Origin of the sequence: Hymenobacter glacialis (assembly GCF_001816165.1) — a bacterium.
GTDB lineage: Bacteria > Bacteroidota > Bacteroidia > Cytophagales > Hymenobacteraceae > Hymenobacter > Hymenobacter glacialis.
The window spans coordinates 1-17596 of sequence record NZ_MDZC01000080.1; the positions used below are offsets into that span (position 1 = coordinate 1).

The 17596-nt window shown below is 60.4% G+C and carries 17 protein-coding genes; 7 read left to right on the forward strand and 10 right to left on the reverse strand.

All coding sequences use genetic code 11. The features are described from left to right. The 6 genes from BEN48_RS13090 to BEN48_RS13115 form a co-directional block, all read right to left on the reverse strand. Positions 1-644 (reverse strand): carbamoyl-phosphate synthase domain-containing protein (locus BEN48_RS13090; RefSeq protein ID WP_317043708.1); only part of this gene is annotated, 644 nt, incomplete at its 3' end. Between the two features lie 61 nt (positions 645-705). Beyond that, positions 706-1092, reverse strand: a complete 387-nt coding sequence (locus BEN48_RS13095) for a GxxExxY protein (protein WP_070735385.1) — start codon at positions 1090-1092, stop codon at positions 706-708. 11 nt (positions 1093-1103) lie between these two features. Beyond that, the gene (locus BEN48_RS13100; protein ID WP_070735386.1) at positions 1104-2255 is read right to left on the reverse strand and encodes an aspartate aminotransferase family protein; all 1152 of its coding nucleotides are present in this window, start codon (positions 2253-2255) and stop codon (positions 1104-1106) included. A gap of 141 nt (positions 2256-2396) precedes the next feature. Next, positions 2397-3377 (reverse strand): N-acetyl-gamma-glutamyl-phosphate reductase, encoded by a 981-nt coding sequence (argC, locus tag BEN48_RS13105; RefSeq protein ID WP_070735387.1) that lies wholly within the window; start codon positions 3375-3377, stop codon positions 2397-2399. Next, a complete protein-coding gene (gene argG, locus BEN48_RS13110) occupies positions 3367-4557 on the reverse strand; it encodes an argininosuccinate synthase (protein WP_070735398.1) in 1191 nt (396 codons plus the stop codon). Before argG ends, argC begins: the two co-directional genes overlap by 11 nt. A 136-nt stretch (positions 4558-4693) precedes the next feature. Then, a complete protein-coding gene (locus BEN48_RS13115) occupies positions 4694-5272 on the reverse strand; it encodes a GNAT family N-acetyltransferase (RefSeq protein ID WP_070735388.1) in 579 nt (192 codons plus the stop codon). A 391-nt stretch (positions 5273-5663) separates the two neighbouring features. Here BEN48_RS13115 and argB point away from each other — a divergent pair, with 391 nt between their 5' ends. From argB to argH, 3 genes are read left to right on the forward strand one after another with little or no spacing between them, the layout of a single operon-like run. After that, complete coding sequence (gene argB, locus BEN48_RS13120; protein ID WP_317043709.1) at positions 5664-6476, forward strand: acetylglutamate kinase; 813 nt, start codon at positions 5664-5666, stop codon at positions 6474-6476. Next, positions 6461-7528: a M20 family metallo-hydrolase gene (locus tag BEN48_RS13125; protein ID WP_070735390.1), complete on the forward strand. Its 1068-nt coding sequence runs from the start codon at positions 6461-6463 to the stop codon at positions 7526-7528. Before argB ends, BEN48_RS13125 begins: the two co-directional genes overlap by 16 nt. 10 nt (positions 7529-7538) lie before the next feature. Further along, positions 7539-8852, forward strand: coding sequence for an argininosuccinate lyase (argH, locus tag BEN48_RS13130; protein ID WP_070735391.1), 1314 nt, complete (start codon positions 7539-7541; stop codon positions 8850-8852). Positions 8853-8903: 51 nt separating this feature from the next. Here argH and BEN48_RS13135 read toward each other — a convergent pair whose 3' ends face one another. Beyond that, positions 8904-9326 carry an EamA family transporter gene (locus tag BEN48_RS13135; protein ID WP_070735392.1) on the reverse strand — a complete coding sequence of 141 codons (423 nt, stop codon included), beginning with the start codon at positions 9324-9326 and terminating at the stop codon, positions 8904-8906. 142 nt (positions 9327-9468) lie between these two features. On the opposite strand from BEN48_RS13135, the gene BEN48_RS13140 reads away from it, so the two are divergent. From BEN48_RS13140 to BEN48_RS13155, 4 genes are all read left to right on the forward strand, one after another. Next, positions 9469-10191 (forward strand): PD-(D/E)XK nuclease-like domain-containing protein, encoded by a 723-nt coding sequence (locus tag BEN48_RS13140; protein WP_070735393.1) that lies wholly within the window; start codon positions 9469-9471, stop codon positions 10189-10191. A 115-nt stretch (positions 10192-10306) separates the two neighbouring features. Further along, positions 10307-10897 carry a TetR/AcrR family transcriptional regulator gene (locus tag BEN48_RS13145; RefSeq protein ID WP_070735394.1) on the forward strand — a complete coding sequence of 197 codons (591 nt, stop codon included), beginning with the start codon at positions 10307-10309 and terminating at the stop codon, positions 10895-10897. 67 nt (positions 10898-10964) lie between these two features. Beyond that, positions 10965-11891 carry an alpha/beta fold hydrolase gene (locus tag BEN48_RS13150; protein ID WP_070735395.1) on the forward strand — a complete coding sequence of 309 codons (927 nt, stop codon included), beginning with the start codon at positions 10965-10967 and terminating at the stop codon, positions 11889-11891. Positions 11892-11968: 77 nt separating this feature from the next. Continuing rightward, complete coding sequence (locus tag BEN48_RS13155; protein ID WP_070735396.1) at positions 11969-12265, forward strand: putative quinol monooxygenase; 297 nt, start codon at positions 11969-11971, stop codon at positions 12263-12265. Between the two features lie 271 nt (positions 12266-12536). Here the strand turns inward: BEN48_RS13155 and BEN48_RS13160 are convergent, their stop codons facing one another. The 3 genes from BEN48_RS13160 to BEN48_RS13170 form a co-directional block, all read right to left on the reverse strand. Next, positions 12537-13550 carry a J domain-containing protein gene (locus BEN48_RS13160; protein ID WP_070735397.1) on the reverse strand — a complete coding sequence of 338 codons (1014 nt, stop codon included), beginning with the start codon at positions 13548-13550 and terminating at the stop codon, positions 12537-12539. 33 nt (positions 13551-13583) lie between these two features. Next, positions 13584-14498 carry a histone deacetylase family protein gene (locus BEN48_RS13165; protein ID WP_241502274.1) on the reverse strand — a complete coding sequence of 305 codons (915 nt, stop codon included), beginning with the start codon at positions 14496-14498 and terminating at the stop codon, positions 13584-13586. Positions 14499-14830: 332 nt separating this feature from the next. After that, a partial coding sequence (locus BEN48_RS13170) for a beta strand repeat-containing protein (RefSeq protein WP_125932634.1) occupies positions 14831-17596 on the reverse strand: 2766 nt, incomplete at its 5' end.

Below are 17596 nucleotides of genomic sequence, written 5' to 3' on the forward strand. Positions count from 1 at the left end.
AACAGGCCGTCGTAGTCCAGGGTCGTGAAATCGTAGTCCCAGGGCACGCGAATCAGCTCCACGTCGCGCTCGAGGAAGCAGCGGATGATGTTGGTTTTGGTGCCGCAGTCCACGAGCACGATTTTGTGCTGGCCGTGGCCGTAGTGCTGCACGCCGGCCGGGCTCACCTGCGCCACCAGGTTGTCGAGGTTGGGGTCGTGGAAGGGCAGGTCCTGCCCGTCGGCCACGATTTTGCCCAGCATGGCGCCTTTCTCGCGCAGCTTCTTGGTGAGCATGCGCGTGTCGACATTGAAAATACCGGGGATGTTGTACTCCTGGAGCCAGTCGCCGAGGCTTTTGGCGGCGTTCCAGTGGCTGTGCTCCTCGGAGTAGTAGTTGACCACCAGCCCGGCAATGTGAATCTTATCGGACTCGAAAATCCGGGAAATCGACTCGTACAAGTCCTCGCCGGGCACGCCGTAGTTGCCCACCATGGGGGTGGTGAGCACCAGAATCTGGCCGGCGAAGGACGGGTCGGTGAGGTTTTCGGGGTAGCCGGTCATGGCCGTGCTGAACACCACTTCGCCCGCGGCGGAGGTGAACGCGCCGAAGGATTCGCCCTGAATTTCGGTGCCGTCTTCGAGTATTAGGGTTACTTGGGGCATTTTTTTAAGTGTTTTTACCGCAGAAGACGCAGAGGTTTTCGCAGAGGGGACGCAGAGGTTTTTACTGGTCGGTGAGGCCGTTGACTTTGCGGTAGATACCGGCTTTGATCAGGGGGACGTTGAAATTGATGAGCAAGCCCAGGCGGTGGCCGGAGAGGCGCAGGTACGTCAGCAACTGCATGTGATGAATGTCAAGTACGGTGTCTACCGTTTTCAGCTCCACGATTACCTTGTCTTCGACCAGTAAATCGAGGCGGTAACCTACCTCCAAGGCAATGTCTTTATACACCATCGGCAGCGCCACTTGGCTTTGCACCCGTAGCCCCGCCAGCCGCAGCTCGTGCATGAGGGCGGCCTCGTAAGCCGATTCCAGCAGACCCGGCCCCAGTGCCACATGCACCTGATAAGCCGCCTGCCGAATCAAGTAAGAAATATCATTTTCATGCATATCCCTCTGCGTTACTTCTGCGAAACCTTCTGCGTCTTCTGCGGTGAGAAGGAAGCCAGCGCCCCCAAAAATCGGTCAACCTCGGCCCGTGTGATGTTCAACGGTGGCAGCAGCCGGAGCACCGTGGGGTCGGAGGCGTTGCCCACGAAAATATGGTGCTCCGTCAGCAGCTTGTCGCGAATTTCCTTGATGGGGAAGTCGTATTTGATGCCCACCATCAGGCCGCGACCGCGGATTTCAACCGCCCCGGCGTGGGCCAACAGCTCCGTGCGCAGGTAGTGGCCCAGCTCGGTGGCATGAGCTAATAACTCCTCCTCCTCAATGACTTCGAGCACGGCCAGAGCGGCGGCGCAGGCCAGGTGATTGCCGCCGAAGGTGGTACCCAGCAGGCCATAGGAGGCTTGCAGCTCCGGCGCAATCAGGATGCCGCCGATGGGAAAGCCGTTGCCCATGCCCTTGGCCACCGAAATGACATCGGGCCGGATGCCGGCGTGCTGGTGGGCGAAAAACTTGCCGCTGCGGCCGTAACCACTCTGCACCTCATCGGCAATGAGCAGCGCGCCGTACTGCTGGCACAGCGCCGCCAGCCCCTGCAGGAATTCATCAGACGGCATGATGATACCGCCCACGCCCTGAATCGGCTCGATAATCACGGCGCACACGTCCCCGCCCTGCAACGCCTGCTCCACGGCCGTCAGGTCGTATTCCAGGAAGCTGATGGCGTGGTCGGCGTTGAAGGGGGCCACGATTTTGGGGTTGTCGGTGGCCGCTACCGCGCCCGAGGTGCGGCCGTGAAACGCGCCCTTGAACGCTATGACCCGCTTTTTGCCGGTGTGGAACGAGGCTAGCTTCAGCGCATTCTCGTTGGCCTCGGCCCCGGAGTTGCACAGAAACAACGAGAAGTCCGGGTAGCCCGACACCCGGCCCAGCTTCTCGGCCAGCTCGCGCTGAATCGGAATCTGCACCGAGTTGGAGTAGAAGCCGATGTTTTGCAGCTGCTCCGTGAGGCGCTGCACGTAGTGAGGGTGGCTGTGGCCAATGGAAATCACGGCGTGGCCACCGTAGAAATCCAGGTACTCCTGGCCCTTGTCGTCCCAGAGTTTCGCACCAAGTGCGCGCACGGGTGTGATGTTGACGAGCGGGTAAACGTTGAAGAGGTCCATGTGAAGTAGAGGTTAGAGCTTCAGAGCAGAGGGCTAAAACGTCTGTCATGCTGAGCCTGCGAAGCATCTTTTCGCCGCAGAACGACCCTTTGAAGCGTGATAGGATGCTTCGCAGGCTCAGCATGACAGGCAATTGGGTAATCAAAAAATGGCCGACTTGAGATTGAGTCCCGTTGTTTCCGGCAGCCCAAAAAGCAGATTCATATTCTGCACCGCCTGGCCCGATGCACCTTTCACCAGATTATCAATCACCGAGGTAATCAATAGTTGCTTGCCCTGTTTCTGCACGTGCAGCAGGCATTTGTTGGTATTCACCACCTGCTTCAAATGGATTTCCTGGTCCGAAACCGTGGTGAACGGCGCGTCGGCGTAAAACTGCTGGAACAGCGCCCGCGCCTCGTCCTGCGTCAAATCGGAGGGGGTGTAGACGCTGGCGAAAATGCCCCGCGCAAAGTTGCCACGGTAGGGAATGAAGTGAATCTCAGCTTCTGATTGCGGCTGCAGCTGCGCCAGACTCTCGCCGATTTCGCCGAGGTGCTGGTGCGTGAAGGGCTTGTAGATGGATACATTGTTGGTGCGCCACGAGAAATGTACCGTTTCCGCCAAGCTCTGCCCCGCGCCGGTCGAGCCGGTGATGGCCGACACGTGAATGTCGTCGGTGAGCCGGCCGGCCCACGCCAGCGGTAGCAGTGCCAGCTGGATGGCCGTGGCGAAGCAGCCGGGGTTGGCAATGCTCTGGGCCTGCTGGATGCGGCTTTTGTTAAGCTCCGGCAAACCGTACACGAACTCGCGGCCTTCAAACTCGGCATCGGCCGTCAGGCGGAAATCGTTGCTCAGGTCGATGACGTGGGTGGTTTCGGGCAGGTCGTTTTTGAGCAGCCAGGCTTTGGAATTGCCATGGCCCAGGCACAGGAATACTACGTCCTCGTCGCCGGCCAGCTCGGTGGCAAAAACCAGGTCGGTTTCGCCCACCAGGTCGTCGTGCACCTGGTACACCGGGTTGCCCGCATTCGAGGAGCTCACGATGCCACCCAGCTCCACGAACTCGTGGTGCAGCAAAATGCGAATCAGCTCGCCAGCCGTGTAGCCGGCCCCGCCTACGATACCAACCTTAATTTTCATCGTGCAGGCTGGTGCTAATTTTCAGCTGATTGCCGAAAATCTTGATGAACCCCTTCGCATCACGCGCATCCCAAGCGTTGTTTTCCTCTCCGTAAGTCGCCACTTTCGATTGCATCATGTCGTACTTCGATTCGATGCCGAGCAGTTCGAACCGGTAGGGCAGAAGCTGCACGAACACCTTGCCCGACACATGCTGCTGCGATGATTCCAGGAACGCCTCCATGTCGCGCATCACCGGGTCGAGGTACTGCGCCTCGTGCAGCAGCGTGCCGTACCAGTTGGCGATGTAGTCCTTGTGCAGCAGCTGCCAGCGGGTGCTGGTGTGCTTCTCCAGCAGGTGGTGCGCCTTGATGAGGATAAGCGGCGCGGGCGCCTCAAACCCCACGCGGCCCTTAATGCCCAGAATGGTATCGCCCACGTGCGTGTCGCGGCCGATGGCGAAGGCCGAGCCCATCTCGTTGAGCTTCTGAATCAGGGCTATTGGGTCCATCGTCTCGCCGTTCAGCGCCACCGGCTCGCCCTTTTCGAAGGTGATTTCCACCCTCTCCGAATCCTGCCGCTGCAACTGCGATGGGTAGGCACTTTCGGGCAGGGCCTCGTGCGACGTCAGCGTCTCAACGCCCCCCACGCTGGTGCCCCAGATGCCTTTGTTAATGGAGTATTTCGCCTTTTCCCAGCTCATTTCGAAGCCCTGCTTTTGCAGGTACTCAATTTCGGCCTGGCGCGACAGTTTCAGGTCGCGGATGGGCGTCAGAATCTCGGTTTTGGGCGAAATAACCGAGAAAGCCACGTCGAAGCGCACCTGGTCGTTGCCGGCCCCGGTGCTGCCGTGCACGATGTAGTCGGCCTCGTTGGCGCGGGCGTATTCGGCAATGGCCAGCGACTGGAACATGCGCTCGGCGCTCACGCTCAGCGGATAAGTGTCGTTTTTCAGCACATTGCCGAACAGCAGGTAGCGCAGGCAATCCTGGTAGAAGCGCATGGTCACGTCAATTACCTCGTGCTTCACCGAGCCCAGCTCGTAGGCCCGCTTCTCGATAGCAGCCAATTCTTCAGTCGTGAAGCCGCCTGAATTAACGATGACGGTATGCACTTCAAGGTCGAGTTCACGCGACAGATACACGGCGCAAAACGAGGTGTCGAGGCCGCCGCTATAGGCGAGAATGGCTTTTTTCTTCATTTTCAATGTGCGGTAAGCGTTAACTTGCCGTTAGATAAATGGGGAGTTAGGACTTGGCATTCAGAGCAGGGCCCTGCGGTGCCAGCTAAGTTTTGCTGCACGGTGCTCTACTACCGCATCTGATTCACGCGCCTGTTTAAAAGGAGCTGGTGGTAACATTAAAGTCAGGCACCTGCAGCTGCACCAGCTGCTTCTCGGGCGTGTCGTACAGCATACCGGTGCAGAGGCACATTTTACGCTCGTTCTCCATCAGAATAGCGTAATTCTTGCAGCTTTTGCAGCCTTTCCAGAAGTCTTCGCTGGTGGTGAGCTCCGAGAAAGTAACGGGTTCGTAACCAAGGTCCGTGTTGATTTTCATCACGGCCAGGCTGGTCGTGATGCCGAAAATCTTGGCCTGCGGGTATTTGCTACGCGACAGGTCGAATACGGCCTGCTTGATGGCCTTGCCCACGCCGCCCTTGCGAATCTCGGCGTTAACAATGAGGCCTGAGTTTACCACAAAGGTCTTGTCATCAAAGATTTCGATGTAGCAAAAGCCAGCCAGCTCTCCGTCCACGAAGGCGATGATGCTGTCGCCGCTGGCCATTTTGCGGGCCACGTAATCAGGCTCGCGCTTGGCGATGCCAGTACCCCGCGTTTTGGCCGATTCAACGTACCATTGGCATAATAAGTCAGCGTACTGAGCGTCCGCTGCTGTTGCAACCCGAATTATCATTGATATTTAAAAACTTAGGGATAGATGCGCGGCTGTCCGGACCACGCGGTTCTCCCGCGTGATTCCTGCTAAAGCCCAAACCTGTCTGTAAGTAGAGCGGATACTAGCCCGGCTCAAAGGGGCTGGCCAAGGGGCCAACATGCGGCTGCTGAAGCCGCTAGGGTCGTCGCACCAGGGCGCTGGCCGTTTTGCACACGCCTGCTACACCCAGCCAAACGGCAGCAGTGAGCAAAGGAGAAGTGGAAACGGGGAGGGGCATGGTGGGTAACTATCGATTCGGCGCATTAACGAACGGCCGAACCAAGAGGTTCAATTCTGCTGCAAAGCTAAAAGCCCCTACTTTTGCCTGCAACATTTCCCATGTATTTTTTGAAAACAGTGCTTTTCACTGTTGGGGTTGCTGGACTGTGAAGAAATAATGAAAGCGGCGTTAAAAGTTTATAAGATTGGCGGCGGCATCATCGACCACGTATCCGACTTGTTGGAATTTCTGCGCCTGTTTGCCAACGTGAGCGGCCCCAAAATACTGGTACACGGCGGTGGCAAAGGCGCCAGCGAAATGATGGCCCGCCTGGGCATCAAGCCACGCATGCTGGACGGCCGCCGCATCACTGACGCTGCTGCCCTCGACATTGTGACGATGTTCTATGCAGGCAAAACCAACAAGCAAATAGTGGCGGCACTCCAGGGTGCTGGGGTTAATGCGCTGGGCCTCAGCGGCGCCGATGGCAACGTGATTCTGGCCACCAAGCGCTTGGTGCGGGATGTTGACTACGGCTTTGTGGGGGATTTGAGCGAGGAGAGCATCAACACCGATACGGTGCGCCGGTTTCTGGAAATGGGATTGACGCCAGTGTTTTGCCCGATTAACCACGACGGCCAGGGCCAATTGCTGAATACCAATGCCGATACCATTGCCGCATCGTTGGCAAAAGCCCTGAGCAAGCAATATGCAGTAGAGCTACACTTTTGCTTCGAAAAACACGGCGTTTTAGCCGATATCAAAGATGAAAAATCAGTTATTCCAACTATTACATTGGCTGATTACGGTGAATTAAAGGAAAGTGGAATAATTAACGATGGCATGCTGCCTAAATTAGAAAACGCATTTGATGCCTTGCAGTTTGGTGTAGAAAAGGTGATTATTGAGCACGCGCTCTACATTGACGGGGTACTAAAAACTACCTTATGTCTGAATCAGTAAATCAACTGAGCGAAGGTGCCGTTGATTTACTGATTCGGCTAATTAAAACTCCCTCGTATTCACGCGAGGAAGCAGATACGGCTGGCCTGATTCAGGCGTTTCTGATTGGGCACGGCGTGGCAGTGCAGCGGCAGCATAACAACGTGTGGGCCACTTCCGCGCACTTCGATGCGAACAAGCCGACCATCTTACTCAATTCACATCACGACACCGTGAAACCGGGTGCGGGCTGGACGTACGAGCCATTTGGAGCCGTACTGGAAGGCGATAAATTAATCGGCCTCGGCAGCAATGATGCGGGCGCTTCGGCCGTAAGCTTATTGGCGGTTTTTCTGTATTTCCAGGGGCAGGAAAATGCGTTTAATTTAATTTGCGCAATTACAGCGGAAGAAGAAATTTCGGGTCGTAACGGAATTAGAAGTGTGCTGCCGCAATTTGGAGAAATTGCCTTGGGAATTGTGGGCGAACCCACAGGCATGAACCTGGCCATTGCCGAAAAAGGCCTACTGGTGCTTGACGCTACGGCCCACGGAAAAACCGGCCACGCCGCCCGTGAAGAAGGCGAAAATGCGCTCTACAAAGCCCTGGACGACGTGCAATGGCTGCGGCAGTACCAGTTTCCGCGGCTGTCTCCGCTGCTGGGACCGGTGAAGATGACCGTGACGCAGATGAGCGCTGGCCAGCAGCACAACGTAGTGCCCGACCGCTGCCACTTTGTAATAGATGTGCGCACCAACGAGCTGTATCAGAACCAGGAAATTCTGGACGTTATTCGGGCCAATGTGCAGTCAGAAATTGTGCCGCGGTCCACGCATCTGAATTCTTCCAGCATCAGCGAAAACCATCCGCTGGTGCGCCGGGGAGTGGCCATGGGCAAGCAGATTTATGGCTCGCCTACGCTCTCCGACCAGTCGATGATGCCCTTTGAGACCCTGAAAATGGGGCCGGGAGAAAGCGCCCGCTCACACACGCCGGATGAGTACATTATGCTGAGTGAAATACGCGCCGGTATTCGGGATTACATCGAATTACTAGCAGGATTTACGTTTTAAGTAGTGCGTTATGAAAATTTGGGAGAAAGGTTTTTCGGTTAATGAGACCATTGAAAAATTTACGGTGGGCCACGACCGGGAATTGGATATGTACCTCGCGCCCTTCGACCTGCTGGCCTCCAAAGCCCAGGCCAATATGCTGGCCCAGGTAGGCCTGATTTCCGAAGCCGAGCGGCAGCAGCTTATTAGCGGGCTCGATGAGCTGCTGGCGCAGGTGGCCGCCGGCACGTTTCAAATTGAAGCCGATTTTGAGGACGTGCACTCCAAAATAGAGCATTACCTGACGAATAAGTTCGGGGATGCAGGCAAGAAAATTCACACCGCCCGCTCCCGCAACGACCAGGTGCTGACCGCCATTCAGCTTTTTATTAAAGACTACACGGAGCGGATAGCAGCGAAATTGCTGGCGCTGGCCGAGGTGCTGCTGCAACAAGCCGAGGCGCACAAAAACGACCTGCTGCCAGGCTACACGCACTTTCAGGCGGCTATGCCGAGCAGTTTCGGCCTGTGGTTTTCGGCCTATGCCGAGCATTTGCTGCTGGACTTGAACTTGTTTGAAGCCGCGCACGCGGTGGCCGACCAAAACCCGCTGGGCTCGGGCGCGGGCTTCGGCAGCAGCTTCCCCATCGACCGCGAAATGACCACCCGGGAAATAGGTTTTGGCAGCGTGGCGGTGAGTGCCGTGGGCGCCCAGATGCTGCGTGGCAAAACCGAGAAAACCCTGGCCTTTGCCATTGCCGGCGCCGCTGGCACGCTGGGCAAGATGGCCTACGACCTGGTGCTCTACAACAGCCAGGACCTGGGCTTTGTAACGCTGCCGAAGGAGTTTACTACGGGCTCCAGTATCATGCCGCACAAGAAAAACCCCGACGTGTTTGAACTGGTGCGCGCCCACGCCAACCGCCTGCAGGCGCTGCCCAACGACATTATGCTGGCCACTAGCAACCTGCCCAGCGGCTACCACCGCGACTTCCAGCTGCTGAAGGAGCTGCTGTTTGGGCCCATGATGCAGTTCGCAGACCTGCTCGATATTTTGCTGTTTGCGCTGCCCGAAATAAAAATTAAGCCCGGCGTGATTGAGCAGGCCAAATACGACCCCATTTTCTCGGTTGAAAACATCAATCAACTAATTATTGCCGGCGTGCCGTTTCGGGATGCCTATCAGCAGGTGGGGCGGGCCGTGGAAGATGGCAGCTACGTGCCGCACCGCGAGTTTCAGACCACGCACCTGGGCAGCATCCACAATCTGGGGCTGGCCGAAATTGCGGGCAAAGTGCAACGGTGGAAGGAGGGGAGCCGCCTGTTTTCAGGAGCAAAGCGTTAGGTCACGCACCCGGCGCCGGCAGTGGGATTCGGGCTTGCATCATGGGGCATGCTAGCGCCCCACCATCACCACGGTACCGGCCAGAATGAGCCCGGCGCCAACGGCACCGCGCACCGAAATGGTTTCGCCTAAGAACACCACCGCCAGCAGCAGGGCCAGCGCCACGCTCAGTTTATCTACCGGCGCCACTTGGCTCACGGGGCCCAGCTGCAGGGCCCGGAAGTAGCACAGCCACGACGCACCGGTGGCCAGGCCCGACAGCACCAGGAAAACCCAGGTGCGCCCCGACAGGTCTGGCAGGCCCGCCGTGGCCCCGCGTGCCAGGGCTATGGCCCAGGCCAGCAGTAAAATGACCACCGTGCGAATGGCCGTGGCCAAATCGGAATCGACTCCTCGGATGCCGATTTTTGCGAAAATGGCCGTGAGAGCCGCAAACAATGCCGACAGGAGGGCGTATGGAATCCAGGAAGCCATGGTGGGATGCATTGAGGTTTTGAGAGCCGGGCGCGCAACCCGCTGAGCCGAAGTACGGAACCGCGCTTAAAACTGCCGCATGCCGCCCAAAACGGGGCCGGCGCGGAGCCATTCTGCGCTTTTATCTGTTACCTTATCACCTATGCCCGAATCAGCCGTTCCTTACCGCCGCCCCGACCTGTTGCGTCTTGATTACGATACCTACCGCGCCCTGCCCGCCATTGCGAACTCGGACCTGTCGCGCCTGCGCGATGCCCTCGACGGCCGACCCCCACGGCCCCAGACCAGCTCCAACGAGGGCGCGCTGAGCTTTGGAACGGCCTTTCATACCGCCCTGCTCGAACCGGCCGACTACGTGCCCGGCCTGCCCGGCCTGAACGATACGCTGGTGTGGTGGCTGGTGGAGGGCGTGAAGCTCGATGCCCGCCTTGCGGAACTGCTAGCACTGGGGCAGCCGGAAACCAGCGTAGTATTTACCGAGCCCGAAACCGACACGCTCTGCAAACTGCGCGCTGACCTCATCGTGGACCACCCCGACCAGCCGTTTACCATCATCGACTTCAAAACCACCATGGCCCGCGACGCCGACCATTTCCTCTGGCAGTGTTCGGCCTACGACTACGACCGGCAGGCAGCTTTCTATACCGATGCGCTGCGTGCCGAGCGGTTTTTGTTGGTTGGTGTGCAAAAGGTGGAGCCCTTCGGCGTGTTCACCATTGAAGTGAGCGAGCAAATGCTGGCCGAGGGCCGCCAGAAATACCAGCGCCTGTTGCGCCTGCTCAAAGCCCCCGCCACCGCGCCCGCCTACCGGGCCCAGGCCGTGCAGGCCGCTGTGGATACCCTGTGGCAAGGAGAGGCGGAATAAGCCGGCGCTACAACGGCCACAAAAATACCAAAGCCTCTCCTGCTAGCACGAGAGGCTTTTTTGTATAATAATTAATGCTTACTAATTAGTAAGTAAGTTATATCTTTACCCCGTCATGTCAACTCCATCAGCTATTAAATTGCCGCCCGATACCCGCACGCGCATCCTCGATTTGGCCGAAGGGCTGCTGCTGGAGCGGGGCTTCAATGCCTTCAGCTACCAGCACCTGGCCAAAGAGCTAGGCGTGAAGCCGGCAGCCATTCACTACCATTATCCCAGCAAAGACGACCTGGGCACGGCCATTGTGGCCCGGCAGCTGCGCCGCCTGCGCAAGTGGCGCGACCTGCCCCGCGTAGCCGACCTGCCGCCCAAAGAGCAGTTCGACGCCCTGCTGGCCGTGTATGAAAACCACCTGGGCCACGACCGTCGGGTGTGCCTATTCGGAGCCCTGGCGGCTGATTTTCGCACGTTGCCAGCCCCCATGCAGGCCGAGCTGCGCACCTTCAACCGGGAGCTTACCGAGTGGCTGGCGCAGGTGCTGGCCGTGGGCCGGGCCACGGGTGCCCTGCGCTACGTGGGCAGCCCGGCAGCCAAGGCGGCGCAGGTGCTCACCACGCTTTCCGGGGCGCTGCAGGTGGCGCGGGTGCATGATGAAACCCCTTTTCAGGTTGTTGTGGGGCAACTGCGGCTGGAACTGTTGTCGTGAGGTCGCGAAAGCGACTGCTACTTCTAACCATCCAACACAAATCACCGGCACTCTTTGCTCCCCAGTTATGGTAAACACCTTCTCGCCCGCTCACGATTTATCAATGCCCGAAGAGCCAGCGGTTTCGGCGGCGCTTCGCATGCGCTACCCGGCACCACCTGCGGGCCTGCTGCTGCTACGGATTCAGCTGCGGATGCTTTCGGCCATCGCGCCTCAACTGGCCTTCAAGCAGGCCTGGCGGATGTTTTGCACGCCCCGGCGCCTGGCAATGCGGGCCTGGGAGGCCCCCGCGCTGCTGGAGGCCTGCCGCTGCATGGTTGCTTATGAAGAGGGCCTGGTGGCGGTGTATGAGTGGGGCCCGGCCGCTGCGCCGGCCGTGGTGCTGGTGCACGGCTGGGAGCACCGGGCCAGTTTCTGGCGGGCCTGGGTGCAGCCCTTGCTGGCAGCCGGCTACCGCGTGGTGGCCATGGACGGGCCCGCGCACGGCGCCTCCACCGGCAAGCGAACGACCCTCACCGCTTTTGGCGGGGCCGTGCAGGCGGTGGTGGATACGGCGGGCGAGGTGCGCGCCATTGTGGCGCATTCCTTTGGGGCGGCCTCGGTGGCCGGACTGCCGGTGCGGCTGTCGGCGGGGTTGCCGCTTCCGCGTTTGGTACTGCTCAGTGCCCCCATTGGCCCTCGGGCCGTGGCCGGGCGCGTGGCCGATTTCCTGCATTTATCCAACGATTTTGTGGCGCGGTTTACCCAGTACCTGGAACAGGTCACCGGCCGTCCCGCCGATTCGTTCGGCGCCGCCGTCGCCGGGCCCGGCTCTGGCGCCAAAAAAGTGCTGGTCATTCACGACGAGGACGACGAAATTATTCCTTTTTCGGAAGGCCAGCAGATTGCGGCCGCCTGGCCCGGCGCCGTGCTGCACGGCACGCGCGGCCTGGGCCACAACCGCATTCTGCGCGACGCTGAGGTAATTCAAACCGCCGTGGCGTTCATTGCGTAGGTCGCCGCGCGCCGGCATCAGCCGAAATGCCATTGTATTTGTTGTGAATTGAAATTCACCTTAAACACCTTCCTCTTATGGTAAAAGTCGCCCTGTTGGTCCGCCTCGAAGTGAAGCCCGGCCACGAACAAACCGTTGCCGATTTTCTGGCCGGTGCCCTTCCCATTGTGGAGGCTGAGCCCGCCACTACCACGTGGTACGCCCTGCGTCTGGGCCCGTCCACGTTTGGCATTTTCGACACCTTCCCCGACGAAGCCGGCCGCAAAGCCCACCTCGCAGGCCAGGTAGCCGCCGCCCTGGGCACTCACGCCGACCTGTGGGCCAGCCCCCCCCAAATTGAAATGGTAGAGATTTTAGCGTCGAAAGGCGCTTAAACAAGTCACTCCAGCATTGACGTAAACGCACGTCATGCTCATCTGGCGTCCGCGCAGCCGAAGTACCTCTACCGCGCCTCTTGTCATGCTTAATCTGGCGTACCGAAGGAAGCATCCTTTCACCGGAGAACAACTCATCTCACGGTGCCAAGGTCTTCGCTAGGCTCAGGATGACAAGAGGAATGGTAGAGGTACTTCGGCTGTGCGGACGCCAGATGAGCATGACGTTATGCTTTATGAAGTTCTTTTTTTAGCTTTTTGCTTCAACAGCCTACAGGCTGCCCAGGCCTTCGGCCGCCAGCTGCCGCAGCACGTCGCGCAAGCCGTCCGGTTCCCGCATGAGCAGCCCCACGTGCTGCACGTACTCTGCCTCGGCGCGCAGGTCGCGTTTGAGTTGGCGCAGCTCCAGTTCCTGCTTCTTGGTTGAAGTGCCCACGAAGCCATTGGGGCCGTATTTTACCTCGTTCATTTCCTGTTTCAGGGTGATTTGCTGCTGAAGCAGGGCGCGGGTGTAGCGGGCCAGCACGTCGTCGGAATCGGCATCGGCCGGGCCCGACTCGGCCAGCAGCTGCAGCAGGGTGTAAAGGTCGTCGGCTTCGTAGGCCTCCGTGATGCGCTGCATCTGGGCAGTTTTGCCAGCTTGCTTTTCGGGGTCGCGCTCCAGGTCGGGGTGGTGGGTACGGGCCAGTTGGCGGTAGATGGTTTTGGCGTTGGATTCGAGCTGTTTCTGGTCGGATTGCTCGGCGTCTTCCTTGGCCCGCTGCGCTTTGGTTTTGCGGCGGGCGCGGGCGGCGGCGGCGGCTTGCTCGTGCGGCGGCAGGGTGGGGTCGGGGGTGTAGTGCTCGGGCGTTTCGGCGCTGCGGTGCTGCTCGGGCTGGGTGTGAGCAGTATGGTTGCGATGGGCGGCGGGGGCGTATTTGCGCAGTATCTCGCCCTCGTCTTCACCAAATCGTTTTTCCAGCGCCCGGGCATTGCCCACTATCAGGTCGGTAATCTGCTGTTCTTCCAGGCGGCTGAAGTAGCCCAGCAGCAGGGCATCTTCCAAGGACGGAAAAAGGCTGCGCCTGGCAGCTACTACGGCCGTGGCGGCTGGCCCCACCTGCTGCCAATAGCGCCGGCGCGTTTCCGCCTGCTCGGCGCGCAGGTCGCGCAGCCGCTCGCGTAGGTTCTCCACGTTCAGAATAGCTTGCCGAAACGCCTGTTGGGCGGGGGAGCCCACTGGTTTTTCGTCGAGCCGCACGGGTACGGTAACGGGCGCGGGATGCGTAGAAGCAGCGTTTTTCATGGGTGGCAAAGGTAGGAAGGGCGCCGGGGGCGGCTAGGGCCACAGCTCAAACGCCACCCGAAACGTGTTACAATGCGCGTCCACGATGTCGGCCAGCCGCTCAGAATAACCGCCGCCCATGCTCACGGCCACCGGCAGCTGCTGCTCGCGGCACAGGCCCAGCACGTATTCGTCGCGCAGCCGGCAGCCGGCGGGCGTGAGGCTCAGTTTCCCGAGCTTATCGGTGGCCAGTACGTCTACTCCGGCCTGGTAGAATACGAAATCGGGCTGCACCTGGGCCAGCAGCTTGGGCAACGCTTCGTGCAGCAGGCGCAGGTATTCGGCATCGCCGGTGCCCAGCTCCAGGGCAATATCCAGGTCCGACTGCTCCTTACGCAGTGGATAATTGGCCCCGGCGTGCATGGAAAAGGTAAATACTCGCGGCTCGTTCCGGAAAATACTGGCCGTACCATCGCCCTGATGCACATCCAAATCCACTATTAAAACCTGCCGGGCCAGGCCCTTGGCCAGCAGGTGCGCGGCGGCAATGGCCTGGTCATTCAGCACGCAAAACCCTTCGCCTCGGTCGGCAAAGGCGTGGTGGGTGCCGCCGGCCAGGTTCAGCCCCACGCCGTCCTGTAACGCCTGCAGGGCCGATTGCAGGGTGCCGGCGCTGCTGCTCAGCGAGCGCCGCACCAGCTGCGGGCTTTGCTGCAGGCCCAAGTTGCGCACCTCGCGGGGCGTGAGCTGTAAGTCGCGTACGCGGTGCCAATATTCAGTGGTATGCACACGTAGCACGTCCTGCTCATCGCACAGGCCCGGCTCGTAAAAATCCGTGGGGACTGCAATGCCCTGCCACAACAGCTGCTCGCGAATCAGGGCGTACTTGGCGATGGGGAAGCGGTGCCCTTCGGGAAGCGTAAGCGTGTAATGGTCGGAAGTAGCGAGGCGTGGCATGGGGTCGTACATACCAGAAACACACGCTGGAGGTTTATCACTGAAGCTTGTTCGGAAGTCAAAAGAACGTCATGCTGAGCTTACCGAAGCATCTCTACTGCTTCTTTGACGGCTCATATGAGACAATAGAGATGCTTCGGTAAGCTCAGCATGACGTTCCTGCTATCTTTTGAAAGAATTCCCAAACAGCCTCATTACCTGACGTTGCACAAATGCGCGCCAGCCCACGCCTGCATAATAGCAGCGAATGAAGCATTTTGTACACAAAAAAAACGCCCCGACTGCAAAGCCGGGGCATTTTTGTGTGCGCAGGCCCGCAGCTGCGGGCGCTGGTTGCGAACTGGTTATTCCACCACAAGGCGCTTGGCTACCAGGCCCGACGCGGTGCGCGCCAGCACGGTGTACACGCCCGAGGTCAGGGTGGACAAGGGCAGTTCCAGCGTCTCGCTGGCACCGGCAGCCAGCGTGCGGCTCAATACCACGCGGCCTACGTTGTCCACAACCGTCACGGCCGTGGCCTGGTTGCCGCGTAGGGCAGTGGGCACCAGCAGCGTAGCCGTGCCGCGGGCCGGGTTGGGGTACACGCTGGCCAGTTGGGCCAGGGCCACCGGAGCCGTGGCCAGACCACGCGCCTGGGTGGTGAATAGTACCGCATAGCGCCCGCCCGCCGTGCCATTGGCGCTCAGATTCAGGGTGATGGCGGGCGTGGTGGCCAAGTCGGTGTAGGTGCCGGTGAGGCCGTCGCGCAGGTACGCACGGTAGTTGGCCGGCAGGTTTTCCAGCTTGTCAACGGCCAGGGTGTAGGTGCCGGCTGCCAGAGCAGCTACGCGCAGGGGCAGCAGCGCATCGGCACCGTTGAGAACCGGCTGGCCATTGATGGACAATGCCTCGGCCGCTGCGGTTTCAGTACCCAGCGTCAGGCCGTTGGGGGCGGGCAGGGCGCGGGCATCAAACGCGTTGTCGAAGGCGGGCGTGGCGCCTTGCTCGAAGTAAACCACGGCCTGGGTGCGGGCGCTGGCACTGCTCAGGGCCAGCGTGAGTTGCGGCCGGGTATCGGCGGTGCTGCGCTGGAAGGGCGTGGCGTTGGGCGTGGTGAGGCGGTCAGCATTGGCGAAGGTGATGCTGCCGGTCTGGCCCGCTGCGGTACGCACAAAGAAGCCTTGGGCCACGGGCAGCACGTTGGTGCCGGAGTTGGTGGCCTGGCCGTTCACGAAGCTGGTATACGAGCCGCTGTATTGGCCGTCGCTTTTGTACACGTACAGGGCATTCTCGATGTTGACAGCCCGGCCGTTGCTAATCACCGAAGACCAGTCCAGCGGAGCCGGATAGGGATTGCCGCGCAGGTGCCAGCCGCTCTCGGTTTGGCTGCCGCGGGTGAGGGCGCCGGCCGTCAGGGAGCCGTTGTTCAGGGTGCCCACAAAGTCGACGGTGGCCTGGGCCGCGATGTTGACGGTGTAGCCGCGCGTGGGTTCCAGCACGTCGCTGGTAGCCGTGGGCGAGAAGAATCCTTTGTCAAAGTCTATAGAACCGCCGCTGCCGCTGGTGTTCACGCGGGCTTCGTTGTAGCCAAACACATTCGGGAACGGCGTAACGGTGTTGCCCAGCGTGTTGTAGGCCGGGTTTACCACGGGGGTAAATACGCCTGGTACGGCCAAATCGGCCACTGTGGTGCTAAGTACCGGCGACGCGTAGTGACGGTAGCCCAACCCCGCATTGGTGGGGGTGATGTAGCGTTGCACCGCAGCCGTGCCAACCACTGCCCCGCCGCGGTTGTCGACCAGCGCCGTGCCCGTGGCCGTGGATAGCAGGGTCAGGCCCTGGCCGTTGGTAGCCAGGTTGCCGGCTTCGAGGCGCAATACCTGGCTCACGCTTAGTGCCTGGCTCAGCGTTACGTTGGCAGCGTTGCTCACCACCAAGCTCAGTACGCGGCCGGGCAGGCCGGAGCCGGTTACCTGGGCTGCGGTGCCGTTGTAGCCGTAGTTGGCGTCGGGGCTAAATGTGCGAGTGCCCGTTACCTGCACGGCGCCCACGGCGCCAGTAGCCGCAATACCGGCCGCATCGCAGATAACAAGGCTGGCGCCGGCCTGCAGTACAAAGCTGCCGGGGCCGTTGATTACCTGGCAGGCTTGCAGCAACGCGCCCCCGGTCTGTACCGTGAGGGTGCCGTTTACCGTGAGGGTACCGCCCAACGTGGCAACGCCGGTGCTCGTCACAGTCACGTTATTGTAAGTACCAGAGATGGTTTGGGCAGAGTTGACCACCAGGTCGGTCAGCGGAGCGGCCGTGGTGGTGAAGGTGGTTGTAGCGGGTGCGGAGGCCGCGCCACCGGCGCAATTGCTCACAATGCTCACCGAGTAAGCCGTGCTGGGTGCCAGGCCCGTAAGGCTCACTGACGTAGCCGAAGCGGGCAGCGTTTGCGTGGTGGTGGCGGGCGAAGTTGTCACGGTGTAGCCCGTGGCCGAGCCGCTGCCGGTGAATCTCACCGTAGCCGAAGTGCTGGTGACAGCGCTGGCTGACAGGTTGGTGGGCGCGGTGCAGGCCACGGGGGCCGGGTTCACGGTGAACGTGGCCGGAGCGGAGGTCCCGCCACCGGGCGCCGGGTTGGTTACCGTCACGTTGTAAGTGCCGGCCGTGGCCTGGTCGGCGGCCGTGAGGCCGATGGTGAGCTGCGAAGCCGAAACGAAGGTGGTGGTGCGGGCGCTGCCATTGAAGTTCACCACCGACGAGGCCAGGAAATTGCTGCCGTTCACGGTCAAGGTCTGGGGCGCGGCCCCGGCCGTCACGCTCGATGGCGACAGGCTGCTGATGGCCGGAACGGGGTTGTTGACCACCGGTACCGGATTCACGGTGAACGTGGCCGTAGCGGAGGTGCCGCCGCCGGGCGCCGCGTTGGTCACGGTCACGTTGTAGGTGCCGGCCGTGGCAATGTCCGAAGCCGGAATGCTGGCCGTAACCTGCGTGGCCGAAACAAACGTGGTGGCGCGGGCTGTGCCGTTAAAGGCCACGGCAGAGCCTGCGATGAACCCCGTGCCGTTCACCGTGAGGGTGAAGGCCGGGTCGCCGGCCGTGGCCGAGCTGGGGCTGAGGCTGCTGATGACCGGGGCCGGGTT